This is a genomic window from Streptomyces sp. NPDC055749, assembly GCF_053617235.1.
In genome coordinates, this window is sequence record NZ_JBSHFH010000003.1 from 137,344 (window position 1) to 152,718 (window position 15,375).

Annotated in this window: 9 protein-coding genes; 8 read left to right on the forward strand and 1 reads right to left on the reverse strand. The window is 71.2% G+C overall.

Translation table 11 applies throughout. The features are described from left to right. Positions 1 to 13: 13 nt before the first annotated feature. The 3 genes from ACWGO0_RS03520 to ACWGO0_RS03530 all read left to right on the forward strand — a co-directional run bounded on the left by ACWGO0_RS03520 (position 14) and on the right by ACWGO0_RS03530 (position 5,281). A complete protein-coding gene (locus ACWGO0_RS03520) occupies positions 14 to 1,363 on the forward strand; it encodes a hypothetical protein (protein WP_453527326.1) in 1,350 nt (449 codons plus the stop codon). 148 nt (positions 1,364 to 1,511) lie between these two features. Further along, a complete protein-coding gene (locus ACWGO0_RS03525; protein ID WP_453527329.1) occupies positions 1,512 to 4,214 on the forward strand; it encodes a SpoIIE family protein phosphatase in 2,703 nt (900 codons plus the stop codon). A gap of 74 nt (positions 4,215 to 4,288) precedes the next feature. Next, entirely contained in the window at positions 4,289 to 5,281 is a 993-nt protein-coding gene (locus ACWGO0_RS03530) for an NAD(P)/FAD-dependent oxidoreductase (protein WP_453527330.1), read from the forward strand. 78 nt (positions 5,282 to 5,359) lie between these two features. Here ACWGO0_RS03530 and ACWGO0_RS03535 read toward each other — a convergent pair whose 3' ends face one another. After that, positions 5,360 to 5,980: a YceI family protein gene (locus ACWGO0_RS03535; protein ID WP_453527333.1), complete on the reverse strand. Its 621-nt coding sequence runs from the start codon at positions 5,978 to 5,980 to the stop codon at positions 5,360 to 5,362. Between the two features lie 248 nt (positions 5,981 to 6,228). Between ACWGO0_RS03535 and ACWGO0_RS03540 the strand changes: the two genes are divergently transcribed. The 5 genes from ACWGO0_RS03540 to ACWGO0_RS03560 all read left to right on the forward strand — a co-directional run bounded on the left by ACWGO0_RS03540 (position 6,229) and on the right by ACWGO0_RS03560 (position 15,351). Beyond that, positions 6,229 to 6,750: a hypothetical protein gene (locus tag ACWGO0_RS03540; RefSeq protein WP_453527336.1), complete on the forward strand. Its 522-nt coding sequence runs from the start codon at positions 6,229 to 6,231 to the stop codon at positions 6,748 to 6,750. A gap of 162 nt (positions 6,751 to 6,912) precedes the next feature. Continuing rightward, positions 6,913 to 10,791 (forward strand): endo-alpha-N-acetylgalactosaminidase family protein, encoded by a 3,879-nt coding sequence (locus ACWGO0_RS03545; protein ID WP_453527339.1) that lies wholly within the window; start codon positions 6,913 to 6,915, stop codon positions 10,789 to 10,791. Positions 10,792 to 10,973: 182 nt separating this feature from the next. Next, complete coding sequence (locus ACWGO0_RS03550) at positions 10,974 to 13,322, forward strand: polysaccharide lyase 8 family protein (protein WP_453527342.1); 2,349 nt, start codon at positions 10,974 to 10,976, stop codon at positions 13,320 to 13,322. Positions 13,323 to 13,497: 175 nt separating this feature from the next. Beyond that, positions 13,498 to 15,081, forward strand: coding sequence for an acyl-CoA carboxylase subunit beta (locus ACWGO0_RS03555; RefSeq protein ID WP_453527345.1), 1,584 nt, complete (start codon positions 13,498 to 13,500; stop codon positions 15,079 to 15,081). A gap of 66 nt (positions 15,082 to 15,147) precedes the next feature. After that, entirely contained in the window at positions 15,148 to 15,351 is a 204-nt protein-coding gene (locus tag ACWGO0_RS03560) for an acyl-CoA carboxylase subunit epsilon (protein WP_382735370.1), read from the forward strand. Positions 15,352 to 15,375: the final 24 nt, after the last annotated feature.

The following is a 15,375-nucleotide window of genomic DNA, read 5'->3' on the forward strand; positions in this document are numbered from 1 at the left end:
GTACTTTCGGAGTATGCGGAAGAGGCTGTTCGCTCCCCTGTGGGCCTGCCTGCTGCTGATACTCTCGGCGGCCGTGCTGGCGATGTCCCCCGCTGCGCCGTCCGCCGCCGCCACGATCGACGACGCGGCCCAGGCCCTGCGCCAGGGTCCGGTCTACGTCGACCCGGCAGCTGCCGGCCAGCTCTCCTCGGCCGAGGAGAACGCCCTGGAGAAGAAGATCAAGGACGCCGACAAACCGGTGTTCGTGGCCGTCCTGCCGGAGTCGCCGGACTACCCGGAGGAGGGCCTCCTCGCCAATCTGCGCAACGACACCGGGATCACGGGCCTCTACGCGGTCCGTCTCGGTGACGGCTTCGACGCCGGCGCGGACAGCAGCGTGATGACGGTGCGGGCCGTCGACAACCTGGTCGCATCCGTGGAGACGCAGGACGCCGGCGCGGACGCGGCGACGCAGCTCAACGCCTTCGTCGACCAGGCCGTCGAACAGGCCCGGGGCACCGCCCCCGCCTCCTGGGCCTCCGACGGCGCGGGAGAGGGCAGCGCGGGTCCCTCAGCCACCGGTCTGATCGCGCTCGCCGCGGTGGCCGTGGCAGGCGGCGCCGGCGCGTTCGCGATCGTGCGCCGCAACCGCCGCCGCAAGGACGAAGAGGAAAGGGCCTCGCTCGACAAGCTCCGGGTCGTCGTCGACGAGGACATCACCGCGTACGGCGAAACCCTGGAACGGCTCGACTTCCACCCCGCGGAGAAGGGCGCCGACGACACGATGCGCGCCGACTACGAGCGCGCGCTCGACTCGTACGAGAGCGCCAAGACGAAGATGGAACGGGCCCGGCACCCCTCCGAGGTGCGCGGAGTCACCCAGTCCCTGGAGGACGGCCGCTTCTCCCTCGCCGTCCTGGAAGCCCGCAGGACGGGCGCGGAACTCCCCGCCCGCCGCCCGCCCTGCTTCTTCGACCCCCGCCACGGCCCCTCGGTCGCCGACGCCCTGTGGACGCCGTCCGGCGGCGCCGCCCGCGAGGTCCCGGTCTGCGGCGCCGACGAGGTCCGGCTGCGCGAGGGCGATGACCCGATGAGCCGCACCGTCGACGTCGGCGACGGCCGCCGCCGCCCGTACTGGGAGGCGGGACCCGCGTACGGCCCCTGGGCGGGCGGCTACTTCGGCGGCGGCCTGCTGCCTGGCCTGCTGGTCGGCACGATGCTCGGCTCGATGCTGGCGTCCCCCGCGTACGCAGGGGAGTACGGCGGCGGTGACTTCGGCTCCGGCGGCGAATGGAGCGGCGGCGACGTCTCCGGCTCCGACTTCAGCTCCTCGGACTTCGGCGGCTTCGGGGGCGGCGGAGGCTTCGACGGCGGCGGTTTCTAGGGGCTGACGCGCCCCGCGCCGCCGTACTCCCCGCGCGGCTCGGGAAGCCGCGATCCATGCTAAACCTGATCTTATGTGGGGATCCGGTCGATTCCGGGCGTGGTTCCGTCGCCCCGCTCGGCGGCCACATCGGCACGGAGACGGAGGCATGGGCGACACCGGACGGGCGCAGGGCAACGGCGGGGCGGACCCGCCCAGGGCCGGGAGCGCGCGTTCGCTGTTCAGTCTGCGCACGGTGGCCGGACAGGTCTTCTGTCTCATGCTGGGACTCGTGGTGCTGCTCGTCTCCGCCGCTGCCGTCGCGCTCGTGGTCCAGGGCCGGCGCGACACCATGCAGGAGGCCGAACTCCACACCCTGGGCGTCGCCGAGACCTTCGCCCACGCACCGGGGATCGTGGCGGCGATGGACGGCCCGAATCCCACGGCCGCGCTCCAGCCGATCGCCGAGCAGGTCCGCGTGAAGACCGAGGTCGACTACGTGGTCGTCTCCGACGACCGGGGGATCCGGCTCACGCACCCCGACCCCGAGCTGATCGGGAAGCGCGTCGTCGGCCCGTACCACAAGGCTCTGGAGGGTGAGGCGTTCACCCGGACCTTCGAAGGAGTCCGGGGACGTGCGGTCAACTCGGTGGTGCCCGTCCCGCGCGCGGACGGTTCGATCGCCGGTCTGGTGTCGGTGGGCATCACGGTGGAGTCGGTGGAGAGCGTGGCGGACCGGAGCCTGCCGTTCAGTGTCGGCGCCGCGGGTGTGGCACTCGTCCTCGCGGCGGGCGGCGCCGCGCTCGTCAGCAGGCGCCTGGGCCGCCAGACCCACGGCCTCGGACCGGACGGTATGACACGGATGTACGAGCACCACGACGCGGTGCTGCACGCAGTCCGCGAAGGAGTGCTCATCATCGGCCCCGACGGCCGGCTGCTGCTGGTCAACGACGAGGCCCGCCGGCTGCTGGACCTGCCCGCGGACGCCGAGGGCCGGGCCGTGACGGACCTCGGCCTGGACGAGGGCACCGCCGAACTCCTGGCCTCGGGCCGGAGCGCCACGGACGAGGTCCGGCGGGCCGGGAACCGGCTGCTGGCCGTCAACCTCCGCCCCACCGACCCGCACGGCGGCCCTCCCAGCACCGTCGCCACCCTGCGGGACACCACCGAGCTGCGCGCGGTCACCGGCACGGCGGAGGCGGTACGGGAACGTCTGCTGCTCCTGTACGAGGCGGGGGAGCGGATCGGTACCACCCTCGACGTCACCAGGACGGCCGAGGAGCTGACGGAGGTGGCGACCCCGGGATTCGCCGACTTCGCCTCGGTCGACCTCGCCGACGAGGTCCTGCGCGGTGCGGAACCGCCGCCGCCGACGGGTGACGTGATGGAGATGCGCCGTACGGCCATCACGGGCACCGACCCGGACCACCCGCTCTACCCGCTCGGCCGGGTGGTCGGCTTCTTCCCCACCAGCGCCGGTGCCGTGGGCACGAGCGGCGGCCACATCTGGATGGAATCCGATCTGGCGACGGCGCAGCACTGGCGGGTGCGTGACCCCGACCGGGGGGCGAGCGTCCTGGAGTACGGGATCCACTCGCTCATCTCCGTACCGCTGCACGCCCGCGGTGTCGTCCTCGGGATGGCCAACTTCTGGCGCGCCACGAACCCGGACCCCTTCGACGAGGAGGACCTCTCCTTCGCCGAGGAGCTGGTGGCACGGGCGGCGATCAGCATCGACAACGCCCGCCGCTACACCCGCGAGCACGAGATGGCCGTCACGCTCCAGCGCAGCCTGCTGCCCAGGGGTGTGCCCGAACAGAACGCCCTCGACGTCGCCCACCGCTATCTGCCGGCCCAGGCCGGAGTGGGCGGCGACTGGTTCGACGTGATCCCGCTGTCCGGCGCCCGGGTCGCCCTGGTCGTCGGCGACGTCGTCGGTCACGGGCTGCACGCGGCGGCCACGATGGGGCGGCTGCGCACCACGGTCCACAACTTCTCCACGCTGGATCTTCCGCCGGACGAACTCCTCGGCCACCTCGACGAACTCGTCGCCCGGATGGACCAGGACGGGACGGACGACGGCTCCGACGTGGGCATCGCCGGGGCCACGTGTCTGTACGCGATCTACGACGGGGTCTCCGGGAACTGCTCCATGGCCCGCGCAGGACACCCCGGACCGGCGCTGGTCCTGCCCGACGGGACCGTGGAGTTCCCCGAGACGCCCGCGGGGCCGCCGCTGGGCATCGGCGGCATGCCGTTCGAGTCGGCCGAGTTCACGGTCCCCGAGGGCAGCCGCCTGGTCCTGTACACCGACGGTCTGATCGAACGCCGCGACCGGGACATCGACGAGGGCCTCGACGTATTGCGTACCGCTCTCGGACATCCGGACCGGACCCCGGAGGAGACCTGTGACGACGTGCTCGCCGCCCTGCTCCCCACCCACCCCACCGACGACGTGGCTCTCCTGGTCGCCCGCACCCACCGGCTGGACCCCGGCCGGATCGCCGAGTGGGAGGTCGAACCCGAGCCGTCGGCTGTCGCCGGAGTCCGCAAGGGAGTGGCCCGCTGGCTCGGTGAACGGGGCCTGGAAGAGGAGGCGTTCGTCACCGAGCTCATCCTGAGCGAACTGGTCACCAACGCCATCCGCTACGGCTCGGGACCGATCGTGGTCCGGCTCCTGTACGACCGCAGCCTGGTCTGCGAGGTCTCCGACACCAGCAGCACCTCCCCGCACCTGCGCTACGCGACGACCACCGACGAGGGCGGCCGGGGCCTGTTCCTCGTCGCCCAGTTCGCGGAACGCTGGGGCACCCGCTACACCGCGACGGGCAAGGTCATCTGGTCGGAGCAGCCGGTCGACGAACCGGACTGAGTTGCCGTTTCGGCAAGCAAACTTGTTGATTCCGTGAGTCGGGCGCACTCTCTTCGTAAAGGGAGGTGTTCCGCATGGAGGACATGCAGCAGAGGTACGACGTGGTGGTCGTGGGCGGCGGAGCCGCCGGGCTGAGCGGGGCGGTGGCGCTGGCCAGGGCGCGGCGTTCCGTGGTGGTCATCGACGCGGGCCGGCCCCGCAACGCGCCCGCGTCGCACGTGCACAACTACCTGGGGCGCGAGGGCACACCGCCCTTGGAGCTCCTGGCCGTCGGTCGCGAGGAACTGGCGGGTTACGGGGGAAGAGTCGTCGAGGGCGGCGTCGCGGCCGCCGAGAAGCTGCCGGACGGCGAGGGCTTCCGGGTCCTGTGCGAGGACGGAAGCGCCGTGCTGGCGCGCCGGCTGCTCGTGACCACGGGGCTCGTCGACGAGCTGCCGCCCGTGCCCGGCCTGGCCGAGCGGTGGGGCCGCGACGTGCTGCACTGCCCGTACTGCCACGGCTGGGAGGTGCGGGACCGTGCGATCGGCATCCTGTCCGTCGGTCCGCTCGCCGTGCACCAGGCGCTGATGTGGCGCCAGTGGACGGAACACCTGACGTTTTTCCGCCACCTGGGACCCGAACCGAGCGATGAGGAGTACGAGCAGCTGGCCGCCCGCGGTATCGCCGTGGTGGACGGGGAGGTCGCCGGGCTGGAAGTGGCCGACGACCGGCTCACCGGGGTGCGGCTGGCCGGGGGCCGGGTGATCCCGTGCGAGGCCGCGGTGACGCAGCCGCGCTTCACCGCCCGCTCGGGTGTCCTCACGAGCCTGGGCCTTGTGGCGACCGCGCAGGAGATGGGCGGGCATGTGGTCGGCACGTACGTCGCGGGCGACGCGACCGGAGCCACGGAGGTCCCCGGCGTCTGGGTGGCGGGCAACGTCGCCAACCTGACCGAACAGGTGGTCGGCGCCGCCAATGCCGGGCTGCGGGCGGCCGTGGCGATCAACGCCGACCTGATCGCCGAGGACACCGGGCGCGCGGTCGACGCCCGCCGCGCGCAGCTGTCGGCGGCCGTCGCGAAGGGCTAGGACGCCGAGCGCCCGCCCTCCTCCCCGGTGGGGGAGTGAAGGCGGGCGCGCTCGGTCCGTACGGGTGTCGCGGAGGGGTCAGGCCTGCGGGGCGGCGGCCTTGATCGCGGAGATGTCGAAGTTCAGCTTGACCTTGTCGCTGACCATCACGCCGCCGGTCTCCAGCGCCGCGTTCCAGGTCAGGCCCCAGTCGGAGCGCAGGATGTCCGCGCTGCCCTCGAAGCCGACGCGCTCGTTGCCGTAGACGTCGGTGGCGGAGCCGTTGAACTCCAGGTCGATGGCGAGCGGGCGGGTCACGTCCTTGATCGTGAGGTCACCGGTGACACGGTACTTCTCGCCACCGAGCTGCTCGGCCGCGGTGGACCGGAAGGACATCAGCGGGAACGTCTCGGCGTCGAAGAAGTCGCCGCTGACGAGGTGGCCGTCGCGGTCGGCGATGCCGGTGTCGACGCTGGCGATCCTGACGTCGATCGAGGCGGCGGAGTTCGAGGGGTCGGAGCCGTCCAGCTTCAGGCTGCCCTCGTGCTCGCCGAAGGAGCCGCGGACGTTGGTGACCATGGCGTGGCGCACCGTGAAACCGATGCTGCTGTGGGCCGGGTCGATCGCGTAGTCGCCGGTCAGGGCGGCCAGCGCGGGGTCCACCGCGAGCGTGGCGGTCGTGGACGGGGCGTCGTTGTTCTTGCGGTTGAACAGAGCCATGGCTCCTCCTCGGGGGACGTGATCGAGCGGCTGCCGAAGGTTTGTTTAACCTTCAACGAGATTCACTGTAAAGCAATCTAGTTCAAAGTTCAACATCAAGGGTCCAGGCCGGTCCGGAAGTCACCCTTCCGCCCCCTGCGGCGGCCGTCGCCCTCTGGCGGACACGCGTAGAACTCGGGCACCATCTCCCTGCTCGGCCGCGCGGCTGTGTACCCCCGGAATTGTCATGAGCAGGAGGAATTCCCCCCATGCCGACCCGCCCAAGGCTCCGCTCCGCCCTCACCGCACTCGCCCTCGTTCTCGGCGCGCTCTTCGCCCCCGGCATCGGCGTCCTCAGCGGCGCCACCGAGGCGCACGCCGTGACCAAGCTGACCCACTCCCAGGCGACCGCGAGGTTCAGCTCCTCCGGGATCACCTGGTCGTCCTCCGGCGGATGTTCCAACCGGAACATCTCCACCTGTACGTCCTTCGACCAGCTCAACCTGATGAGCGCCCAGGGCGCCCAGACGCTGAAGAGCGCCACCGGCTGCGCCCTCAACATCACCGGCGGCACCGAGACCGGGCACGCCAGTGGCACGTACTCGCACTGGAACGGCTACAAGCTCGACTTCGCCAAGACCACCTGCGTGACGAACTACGTCAAGAACACCTTCACCTACATAGGTCTGCGGGGAGACGGCGCACCCCAGTACAGGTCCGGCTCCGGCAACGTCTACGCGGACGAGGGCAACCACTGGGACGTGACGTACTACAACTGCGGCGGCTGCTGAGCCGTATCCGCGGCGCGTGCGGTGCCCCCCGTCCGGCGGGACGGGGGGCACCGCACGTGGAGCGGGCCCACTTGGACTAAAGGAGAGCGGTTGTTGGACTGGTAAGTCCTTCCGGGCCGTACGCCGTTGACGGTGTCCCGACACCGCGAATACTCAGGCCTCATGTCGCGAAGATTCACTTCGGCGGGCGCTGTAGCCGCCGCCTCAGCAGCCGTCCTGGCGCTCGTGGGGACCAGCCTCCCCGCCGCAGCCGCCGACCCCCTCCCCGCCGCCGCCGAGGCGGCCGACGCCACCGGCTCCACCGTCATCGGATCGGACCAGCTCGCCGTCGCCGTCGCCGACGACTTCCCGCGCGTCCTGTCGTACACCGACCGGGCCGGCGGCGGGCAACTGGCCGGCAGCACGCGGCCGGTCACCGAGATCACCCTCAACGGAACCGCCCGCCCCGTGCGGCTCAAGGGGGCGCCCGAGGTCACCGCCACGGCCGCCCGCTACACGCTCACCTTCCCCGACCTGCCCGGCGTCGAGATCGACGCCGCCATCGAGGTCTCCGGCCGCGCGACCACCTTCAAGGTGACCGCCGTACGCGACACCGAGACGTTCCGCGTCGGCACCATCGACATACCCGGCCACGACCTGGTCTCCGTCGGTTCCGCGGACACCGGCGCCGCGACCGCCTTCACCCGGCTCGACCCCGACTCCACGAAGACCGCCGACGTCTTCGCGAAGGTCACCCCGCAGACCGCCGCCGACGCCGCACCCGTGGGCGCCGCGTACGCCATCGTCAACACCGGCACCCTCGCCGCCGCCGTCGAGTCCAACTCCTCGTACGACAAGCCGTCCGGGGCCACCGGCGGCGACGACGCCCGCTTCTGGCACCAGGCGCGCAAGGCGGCCGACGGCAGTGTCCGGGTCGGCGTCTGGTCCGGGCAGTGGACCTACCGGGGAGCCGGTGCGCCGCAGCCCGAGAGCGGCGCGGACCTGCCCTGGGCGAAGGTCGTCGTCACCCCCGACGCCAACGGCGACAAGGCCGTGGACTGGCAGGACGGCGCCGTCGCCTTCCGCTCCATCGGCATCAAGGCGCCCGGTGGCGACGAGACCGCGGACCGGGTCATCACCCACATCCCGTTCAACTTCGCCAGCCAGGCCACCCACCCCTTCCTGCGCACGCTCGACGACGTCAAGCGGGTCTCGCTGGCGACCGACGGCCTCGGCCAGCTGGCCGTCCTCAAGGGCTACGGGTCCGAGGGTCACGACTCCGCCCATCCCGACTACGGCGGCAACTACAACAAGCGCGCGGGTGGGCTCAAGGACCTCAACAAGCTGCTCAAGAAGGGCAAGGACTGGGGGGCGACCTTCGGCGTCCACGTCAACGCCACCGAGTCCTACCCCGAGGCGAACGCGTTCGACGAGCAGCTCGTCGACAGGACGAAGCCCGGCTGGAACTGGCTCAACCAGAGCTACTACATCGACCAGCGCCGCGACATCAACAGCGGTGATCTGGCCAGGCGCTTCCAGCAGTTGCGCGACGAGACCGACCGCAACCTGAGCTTCCTCTACATCGACGTGTACTACTCGCACGGCTGGATCGCCGACAAGACCCTCCAGGCCGTGCAGAAGCAGGGCTGGAACGTCGGCACGGAGTGGGCCGACAAGTTCGAGCGTGCCTCGCTCTGGTCCCACTGGGCCAACGACCTGAGCTACGGCGGGGCCACCAACAAGGGCCTCAACTCGCAGATCATCCGGTTCATCCACAACGGCGAGAGGGACGTCTGGAACAACGACCCGGTCCTCGGCCAGACGGCGATCGAGGAGTTCGAGGGCTGGACCGGCGAGACGAACTGGAACACCTTCTACAACAACATCTGGCAGAAGAACCTGCCCGCCAAGTACCTCCAGCAGCAGAAGATCACCGACTGGGACAAGGCCGCCTCCGACATCACCTTCACCGGCGGCGTCCGCGGCACGGTCGAGAACGGGCAGCGGACTTTCTACGCGGACGGCCGCAAGGTCCTCAGCGGTACGGACTACCTGCTGCCGTGGGACGGCGGCAAGAAGCTCTACCACTACAGCAAGTCCGGTGGTACGAGCAGTTGGGCGGTGCCCTCGACGGGCGCGTACACCGTCTACAAGCTCACCGACAACGGCCGCGAGAAGACCGCCACCGTACGCCCGGTGAACGGGAAGATCACGCTGAAGGCCACCGCCGGGCAGCCGTACGTCCTCTACCCGGACCAGGCGCCGCAGGCAGCCGACCCGCAATGGGGCGCGGGCAGTCCGGTCGACGACCCCGGTTTCAACGACCAGGGGCTCGACGGCTGGTCGAAGACCGGCGCCGCCGCCCGGCACACCGACGACCGGGGCCGCAACAGCGCGAAGCTCTCCGGCACCGGAACGGCGGCGCTCTCGCAGAGTGTCGACGGTCTGGAGCCCGGCAAGCGCTACACCGCCTCCGCCCTGATCGAGGTCGAGCCGGGCCAGACCCGGCGCACCACCCTCTCGGCCGGCGGGAAGTCCGTCGCCGTGGACCGCTCCACGGCCCGGGACCAGGTGGCGGCGTCCGACTGGCACGGCAGCTATTTCCAGCGGGCCAAGGTGAACTTCACCGCCCCCGCGAACGGCCGCACCACGCTCCGGATCGAGGCGGCGAAGGGCAGCGCGGCGACCGTACGGGCCGATGACGTACGGATCGTCGCCAACGCGCCGACGACCAAGGCCGACACGGTCGTGTACGAGGACTTCGAGGACGTCGACCAGGGCTGGGGCCCGTTCCTCAAGGGCGACGCGGGCGGCTCCACCGACCCCCGCACCAGCATCTCCCAGCTCCACGCCCCGTACACCCAGGCCGGCTGGAACGGGAAGCTGATCGACGACGTGCTGGGCGGCAAGGAGTCCCTCAAGGCCCACGAGGAGAACACCGGTCTCGTCTACCGGACCGCTCCCTGGACCGTGCCGATGACCGACGGCCACCGCTACAAGGTCGAGTACGACTACCAGTCCAGCCACGCCGGGGCCTACGAGTGGGTCGACGGCTACGACCGGATCGACGCGAGCGGCGACCCCGACTCCGTCGAGACCCGGACCACGGCCATCGGACAGCAGCGCACCACCGGCCACTTCAGCCAGACCGTCACGGCGGGCTGCGGGGACACCTGGACCGGACTGCGCAAGCGCGGTGACGCCCCCGACGGCGCCGACTTCGTCCTCGACGGCTTCACCGTGACCGACCTCGGTCCCGCCCCCGCCGGGGAGAAGGCCGCCTGCGGCACGCTCACCGTCGCCGCGGACGCCGAGACCCTGGAGCCCGGCACCGCCAACAAGGTCGAGGCCACGTTCACCAACTACGAGGCGACGGCGGCGACCGGTGTCGAGATGGGCCTGACCCTGCCCGACGGCTGGCAGGCGGAGCCCGCGGGCGCCGTCACCTTCGACTCGGTCGCCCCGGGTGCGAAGGTCACGGGCAGCTGGCAGGTCACCCCGCCGGTGGACGCCAAGTACCAGACGTACGCGCTGAGTTCGCAGGCGTCCTACACGGTCGGCGGGGAGGCGCGGCAACTCGGCGCGCAGACGTCCGTACGGACCCTGCCGCCGCCGCCCACCACGGACAGCTGGGCCAGCGACCTGGACTGGACGGCCTCCGAGAACGGCTGGGGCCCGGTCGAGCGCGACCTCTCCAACGGCGAGACCGGCACCGGCGACGGCTCCCCGCTCAGGATCGGCGGCGTCGCCTACGCCAAGGGCATCGGCACCCACGCCCCGGCGAAGATCCGCTACTACCTGGGCGGGAAATGCACCTCCTTCACCGCCGAGGTGGGCGTGGACGACGTGCAGGCCACCCGTGGCAGCGTGCAGTTCTCCGTCACGGCCGACGGTACGGAGAAGGTGAAGTCGCCCGTCCTGAAGGCGGCCGACGCGGCCTGGCAGCTCACGGCCGACGTCACCGGCGCGAAGTACGTCGACCTGCTCGTCGGCGAGGGCGGCGACGGCAACGGCAACGACCACGCCGACTGGGGCAGCGCCCGCTTCCACTGCGGTAGCTGACCCGTACAGAGGCACGGGCGTGGGACACAATCCCGCGCCCGTGCCGTGGCATGCCCGGCTCCGGAGCCCGCACAGGAGAAAGCGCTTTCGACCAAAGCCCGCACACCCATTGAAAGGGCCTCGGGGTGCGTGCTAAACCAGCGGGCAACTGGTCTGAACCACTTGCTCCGGGAGGACTCCCCGTGCCGCTCCTGCCTGCCGCCTGGTCCCGCCGCGCCTTCCTCGCCACCACCTCGGCCAGCGCGCTCGGCGCCGCACTCGCCGGCCCCGCACGCGCCGCGACGAGCGCGGACGAGTACGACACGCTCAGGGCCCGCTGGGTCGGGCTCGCGCTCGGCGCCGGCTTCGACCCGGCCGCCGAACCCTTCGCCTCCCGGCTCCGGGAGACCGGCCAACTCGCCGCCGGCTTCAGGGCGTCCATGGCTCCGGCCGCCAACTCCCTCTGGCCCGGCTACACCTTCGACCCGCCGTCCGGCATCACCCAGAGCTACAGCCGCCTGTGGACCATGACCCAGGCGTACCTCCAGCCGGGCACCGGACTCACCGCCGACGAGACGCTCCTCGCCGACATCATCAGGGGACTCGACCACCTCTCCACGACGGTCTACAACCCGTCCACCACCCGCTACGGCAACTGGTGGGAGTGGCAGATCGGCAGCCCCCGCCTGCTCATGGACATCCACGCCGGGCTCCACGACAAGCTCACCGACACCCAGCGACAGGCCGCCTGCGCCGCCGTCGACCACTTCATCCCCGACACCATGCTCACCGACTACTCCGGTACGAGCACCGGCGCCAACCGGGTCGACCTCTGCCGCTCCGTCGCCCTGCGCGGCGTCATCGGCCGCAGCCCGGCGAAGATCGCCCTGGCCCGCGACGCCCTCTCGCCCGTCTTCCCGTACGTGACGAAGGGCGACGGGCTCTACGCGGACGGCTCGTTCGTCCAGCACACCTGGGTCGCCTACTCCGGTACGTACGGACAGGTCATGCTCGACGGACTGGGCCGCCTCTTCACCCTCCTCGCGGGATCTGCCTGGGACGTCACCGACCCCAACCGTCAGATCATCCTCGACTCCGTCGAGAACGCCTACGCGCCGCTGATCTACGACGGCCTGATGATGGACAGCGTCAACGGCCGCGCCATCAGCCGCGGTTACCTCAAGAGCGACGACCGCAAGGTCATGCGCAGCGACCACTTCCACGGCCAGGGGCTGATCGCCGCCATCCCGCTGCTCGCGGGCGGGGCCTCCGCCGCCGAACAGCAGCGCTGGACCGCGATGATCAAGGGGTGGATCGAGCGGGACCGTACGACACCGCTGCTCACCGCACCCCAGTTCAACGTCGCCGACCTCTCCCGGCTGCACACCGTCGCCGCCTCGCCGGTCCCCGCGGCCCCCGAGCCCGTGGCGCACAAGCTCTTCGCGTCCATGGACCGCGCCGTGCACCGGCGTCCCGGCTGGGCCGCCGGCATCTCCATGGCCTCCGAGCGGATCTCGTACTACGAATGCGGCAACGGCGAGAACCCGCGCGGCTGGCACACCGGCGCCGGAATGCTCTACTGGTGGCCGGCCGGGGCACGCGGGGACCAGTACACGGACTGGTTCTGGCCGACCGTCGACTTCTACCGCCTGCCGGGAACGACCGTGTCCACCAAGCGGCTCGCCGACCGGGCGGGCGGCGAATGGGGAGCGCCGAAGCCCGCGGTGAAGTGGGTCGGCGGCACCACGGACGGCGAGTTCGCCGCCGTCGGCCAGCACCTCAAGGGCCTCGGCTCGACCCTCCAGGCCCGCAAGTCGTGGTTCTGCGTCGCCGATACGGTGGTGTGTCTGGGCGCCGGCATCACGAGCACCGACGGGGTCCCCGCCGAGACGGTCGTCGACAACCGCATGCTCGGCGAGGCCGGGGCCGGCACGGACACGTTCACCGCCGACGACCGCGAGGCCCCCCGCTGGGCGCATCTGGAGGGCCATGGAGGCTGGGTCTTCCCCGGCGGGGCGGACCTGCGCACCCTGCGTGAGGACCGCACCGGTTCGTGGAGTGACATCAACACCACCAGCACCACCGAGCGCCGCACCCGCCGGTACCAGACGCTCTGGCTGGACCACGGCACCGACCCCGTGGACGCCCGCTACAGCTACCTGCTGATGCCCGGTGCCTCCCGGCGCACCGTCGCCGCCCGCGCGGCCGACGGCGACTGGCTGACGGTGCTCTCCAACACCTCCGCCGTCCAGGCGGTGGCGATCGGCTCGCTGGGAGTCACGGCCGCCAACTTCTGGCAGGCCGGCACGGCGGGCCCGCTCGGCGTCTCGGCCCCCGCGAGCGTGCTGGTCAGGAGGGAGCGGCGCTCCACTACGCTCTGCGTGAGCGGCCCCGACCGGACCGGCGCCCCCGTGGACGTGACCTGGGACCGGCCCGTGCGGGAAGTCCTCTCGGCCGACCCCGGCATCGAGGTCAGGGCCACCGGCAGAAGCCTGGTCCTGCGGGTCGCACCCGGCGTCGCGGGCGCCACCCTGAGGTGCCGGGTGCGCTGAACGTGCCCGGCGACACACTCCCCGCTTTGTCGGCCCCCGACAAAGCGGGAGGGCTGTGAGCTGGTGGATCGCCCTCTCCGCGTTCGGGTTCTGTCGAGGCCCACCAGGAAACGGGTCAGGAGACTGTACGGAGTCGACGGCACGATTTGTGCGGTCGGCTTCGTAGGGTCGGTACATGACCGTTGTGGACGAGACCCCGAGCGAGCCGAGCGACACGCGTGGCCGGGTGGCCGAACTGCTGGCCCTGCGTGAGCAGGCCCGGCGGGGACCGAGTGACCGGGCGACCGAGGCGCAGCACGCCAAGGGCAAGCTGACGGCCCGCGAGCGCATCGCGCTGCTGCTGGACGAGGGTTCGTTCAAGGAGGTCGAGCAGCTGCGCAGGCACCGGGCGACCGGGTTCGGCCTGGAGGCGAAGAAGCCCTACACGGACGGTGTCATCACCGGCTGGGGCACGGTCGAAGGCCGCACGGTCTTCGTCTACGCGCACGACTTCCGGATCTTCGGCGGAGCGCTGGGCGAGGCCCACGCCACGAAGATCCACAAGATCATGGACATGGCCATCTCGGCGGGTGCCCCGCTGGTGTCCCTGAACGACGGCGCGGGCGCCCGTATCCAGGAGGGCGTCTCCGCGCTCGCCGGCTACGGCGGGATCTTCCAGCGCAACACCCGGGCGTCCGGTGTCATCCCGCAGATCAGCGTGATGCTCGGCCCGTGCGCGGGCGGCGCGGCCTACAGCCCGGCGCTGACCGACTTCGTCTTCATGGTCCGCGAGACCTCGCAGATGTTCATCACAGGGCCGGACGTCGTCAAGGCGGTCACCGGCGAGGAGATCACGCAGAACGGACTCGGCGGCGCGGACGTGCACGCCGAGACCTCGGGCGTCGCGCACTTCGCGTACGACGACGAGGAGACCTGCATCGCCGAGGTCCGCTACCTGATCGGGATGCTGCCCTCCAACAACCGCGAGAACCCGCCCACCGTGGCGAGCGACGACCCGGCCGACCGGCGCGGCGAGAACCTGCTCGACCTGGTCCCGGCCGACGGCAACCGCCCGTACGACATGCACAAGGTCATCGAGGAGCTCGTCGACGACGGCGACTACCTGGAGATCCACGAGCGCTGGGCCCGCAACATCATCTGCGCCCTGGCCCGGCTCGACGGCCAGGTCGTCGGCATCGTCGCCAACCAGCCGCAGTCGCTGGCCGGTGTCCTGGACATCGAGGCGTCCGAGAAGGCCGCGCGATTCGTCCAGATGTGTGACGCCTTCAACATTCCGATCGTCACTCTGTTGGACGTCCCCGGCTTCCTGCCCGGCGTCGACCAGGAGCACGGTGGGATCATCCGGCACGGCGCCAAGCTGCTCTACGCGTACTGCAACGCCACCGTGCCGAGGATCTCGCTGATCCTGCGCAAGGCATACGGAGGCGCGTACATCGTCATGGACAGCCAGTCCATCGGAGCCGACCTCACCTACGCCTGGCCCACCAACGAGATCGCGGTGATGGGTGCAGAAGGTGCCGCCAACGTCATCTTCCGCCGCCAGATCGCGGAGGCCGAGGACCCCGAAGCCATGCGGGCCCGCATGGTCAAGGAGTACAAGGCCGAACTCATGCACCCGTACTACGCCGCGGAGCGTGGCCTGGTCGACGACGTCATCGACCCCGCCGAGACGCGTGAGGTACTGATCGCCTCTCTCGCGATGCTCCGCAACAAGCACGCCGACCTGCCGTCCCGTAAGCACGGCAACCCCCCGCAGTAGCCGCGGACGCCACGGCGCCCCGCGCCGAAGCCCACGACATCCTGCCGAGAAGACGGAGACAAGCCCATGAGCACCACTCCTGCCGAGTCAGTGCTGCGCGTCGAGAAGGGTCTCGCCGACCCCGAGGAGCTGGCGGCCATCACCGCCGTCCTGCTCGCCCGCGCAGCGGCCCAGCCGGCGGCACCCGCCCACCGGGGCCGCAACACCGCCGGATGGCGCCGCCTGGAGCGCACTCCCGGCTTCCGCGCCCCGCACAGCTGGCAGGGCTGACACCGGCCCGTCGGGCCGCCCGCG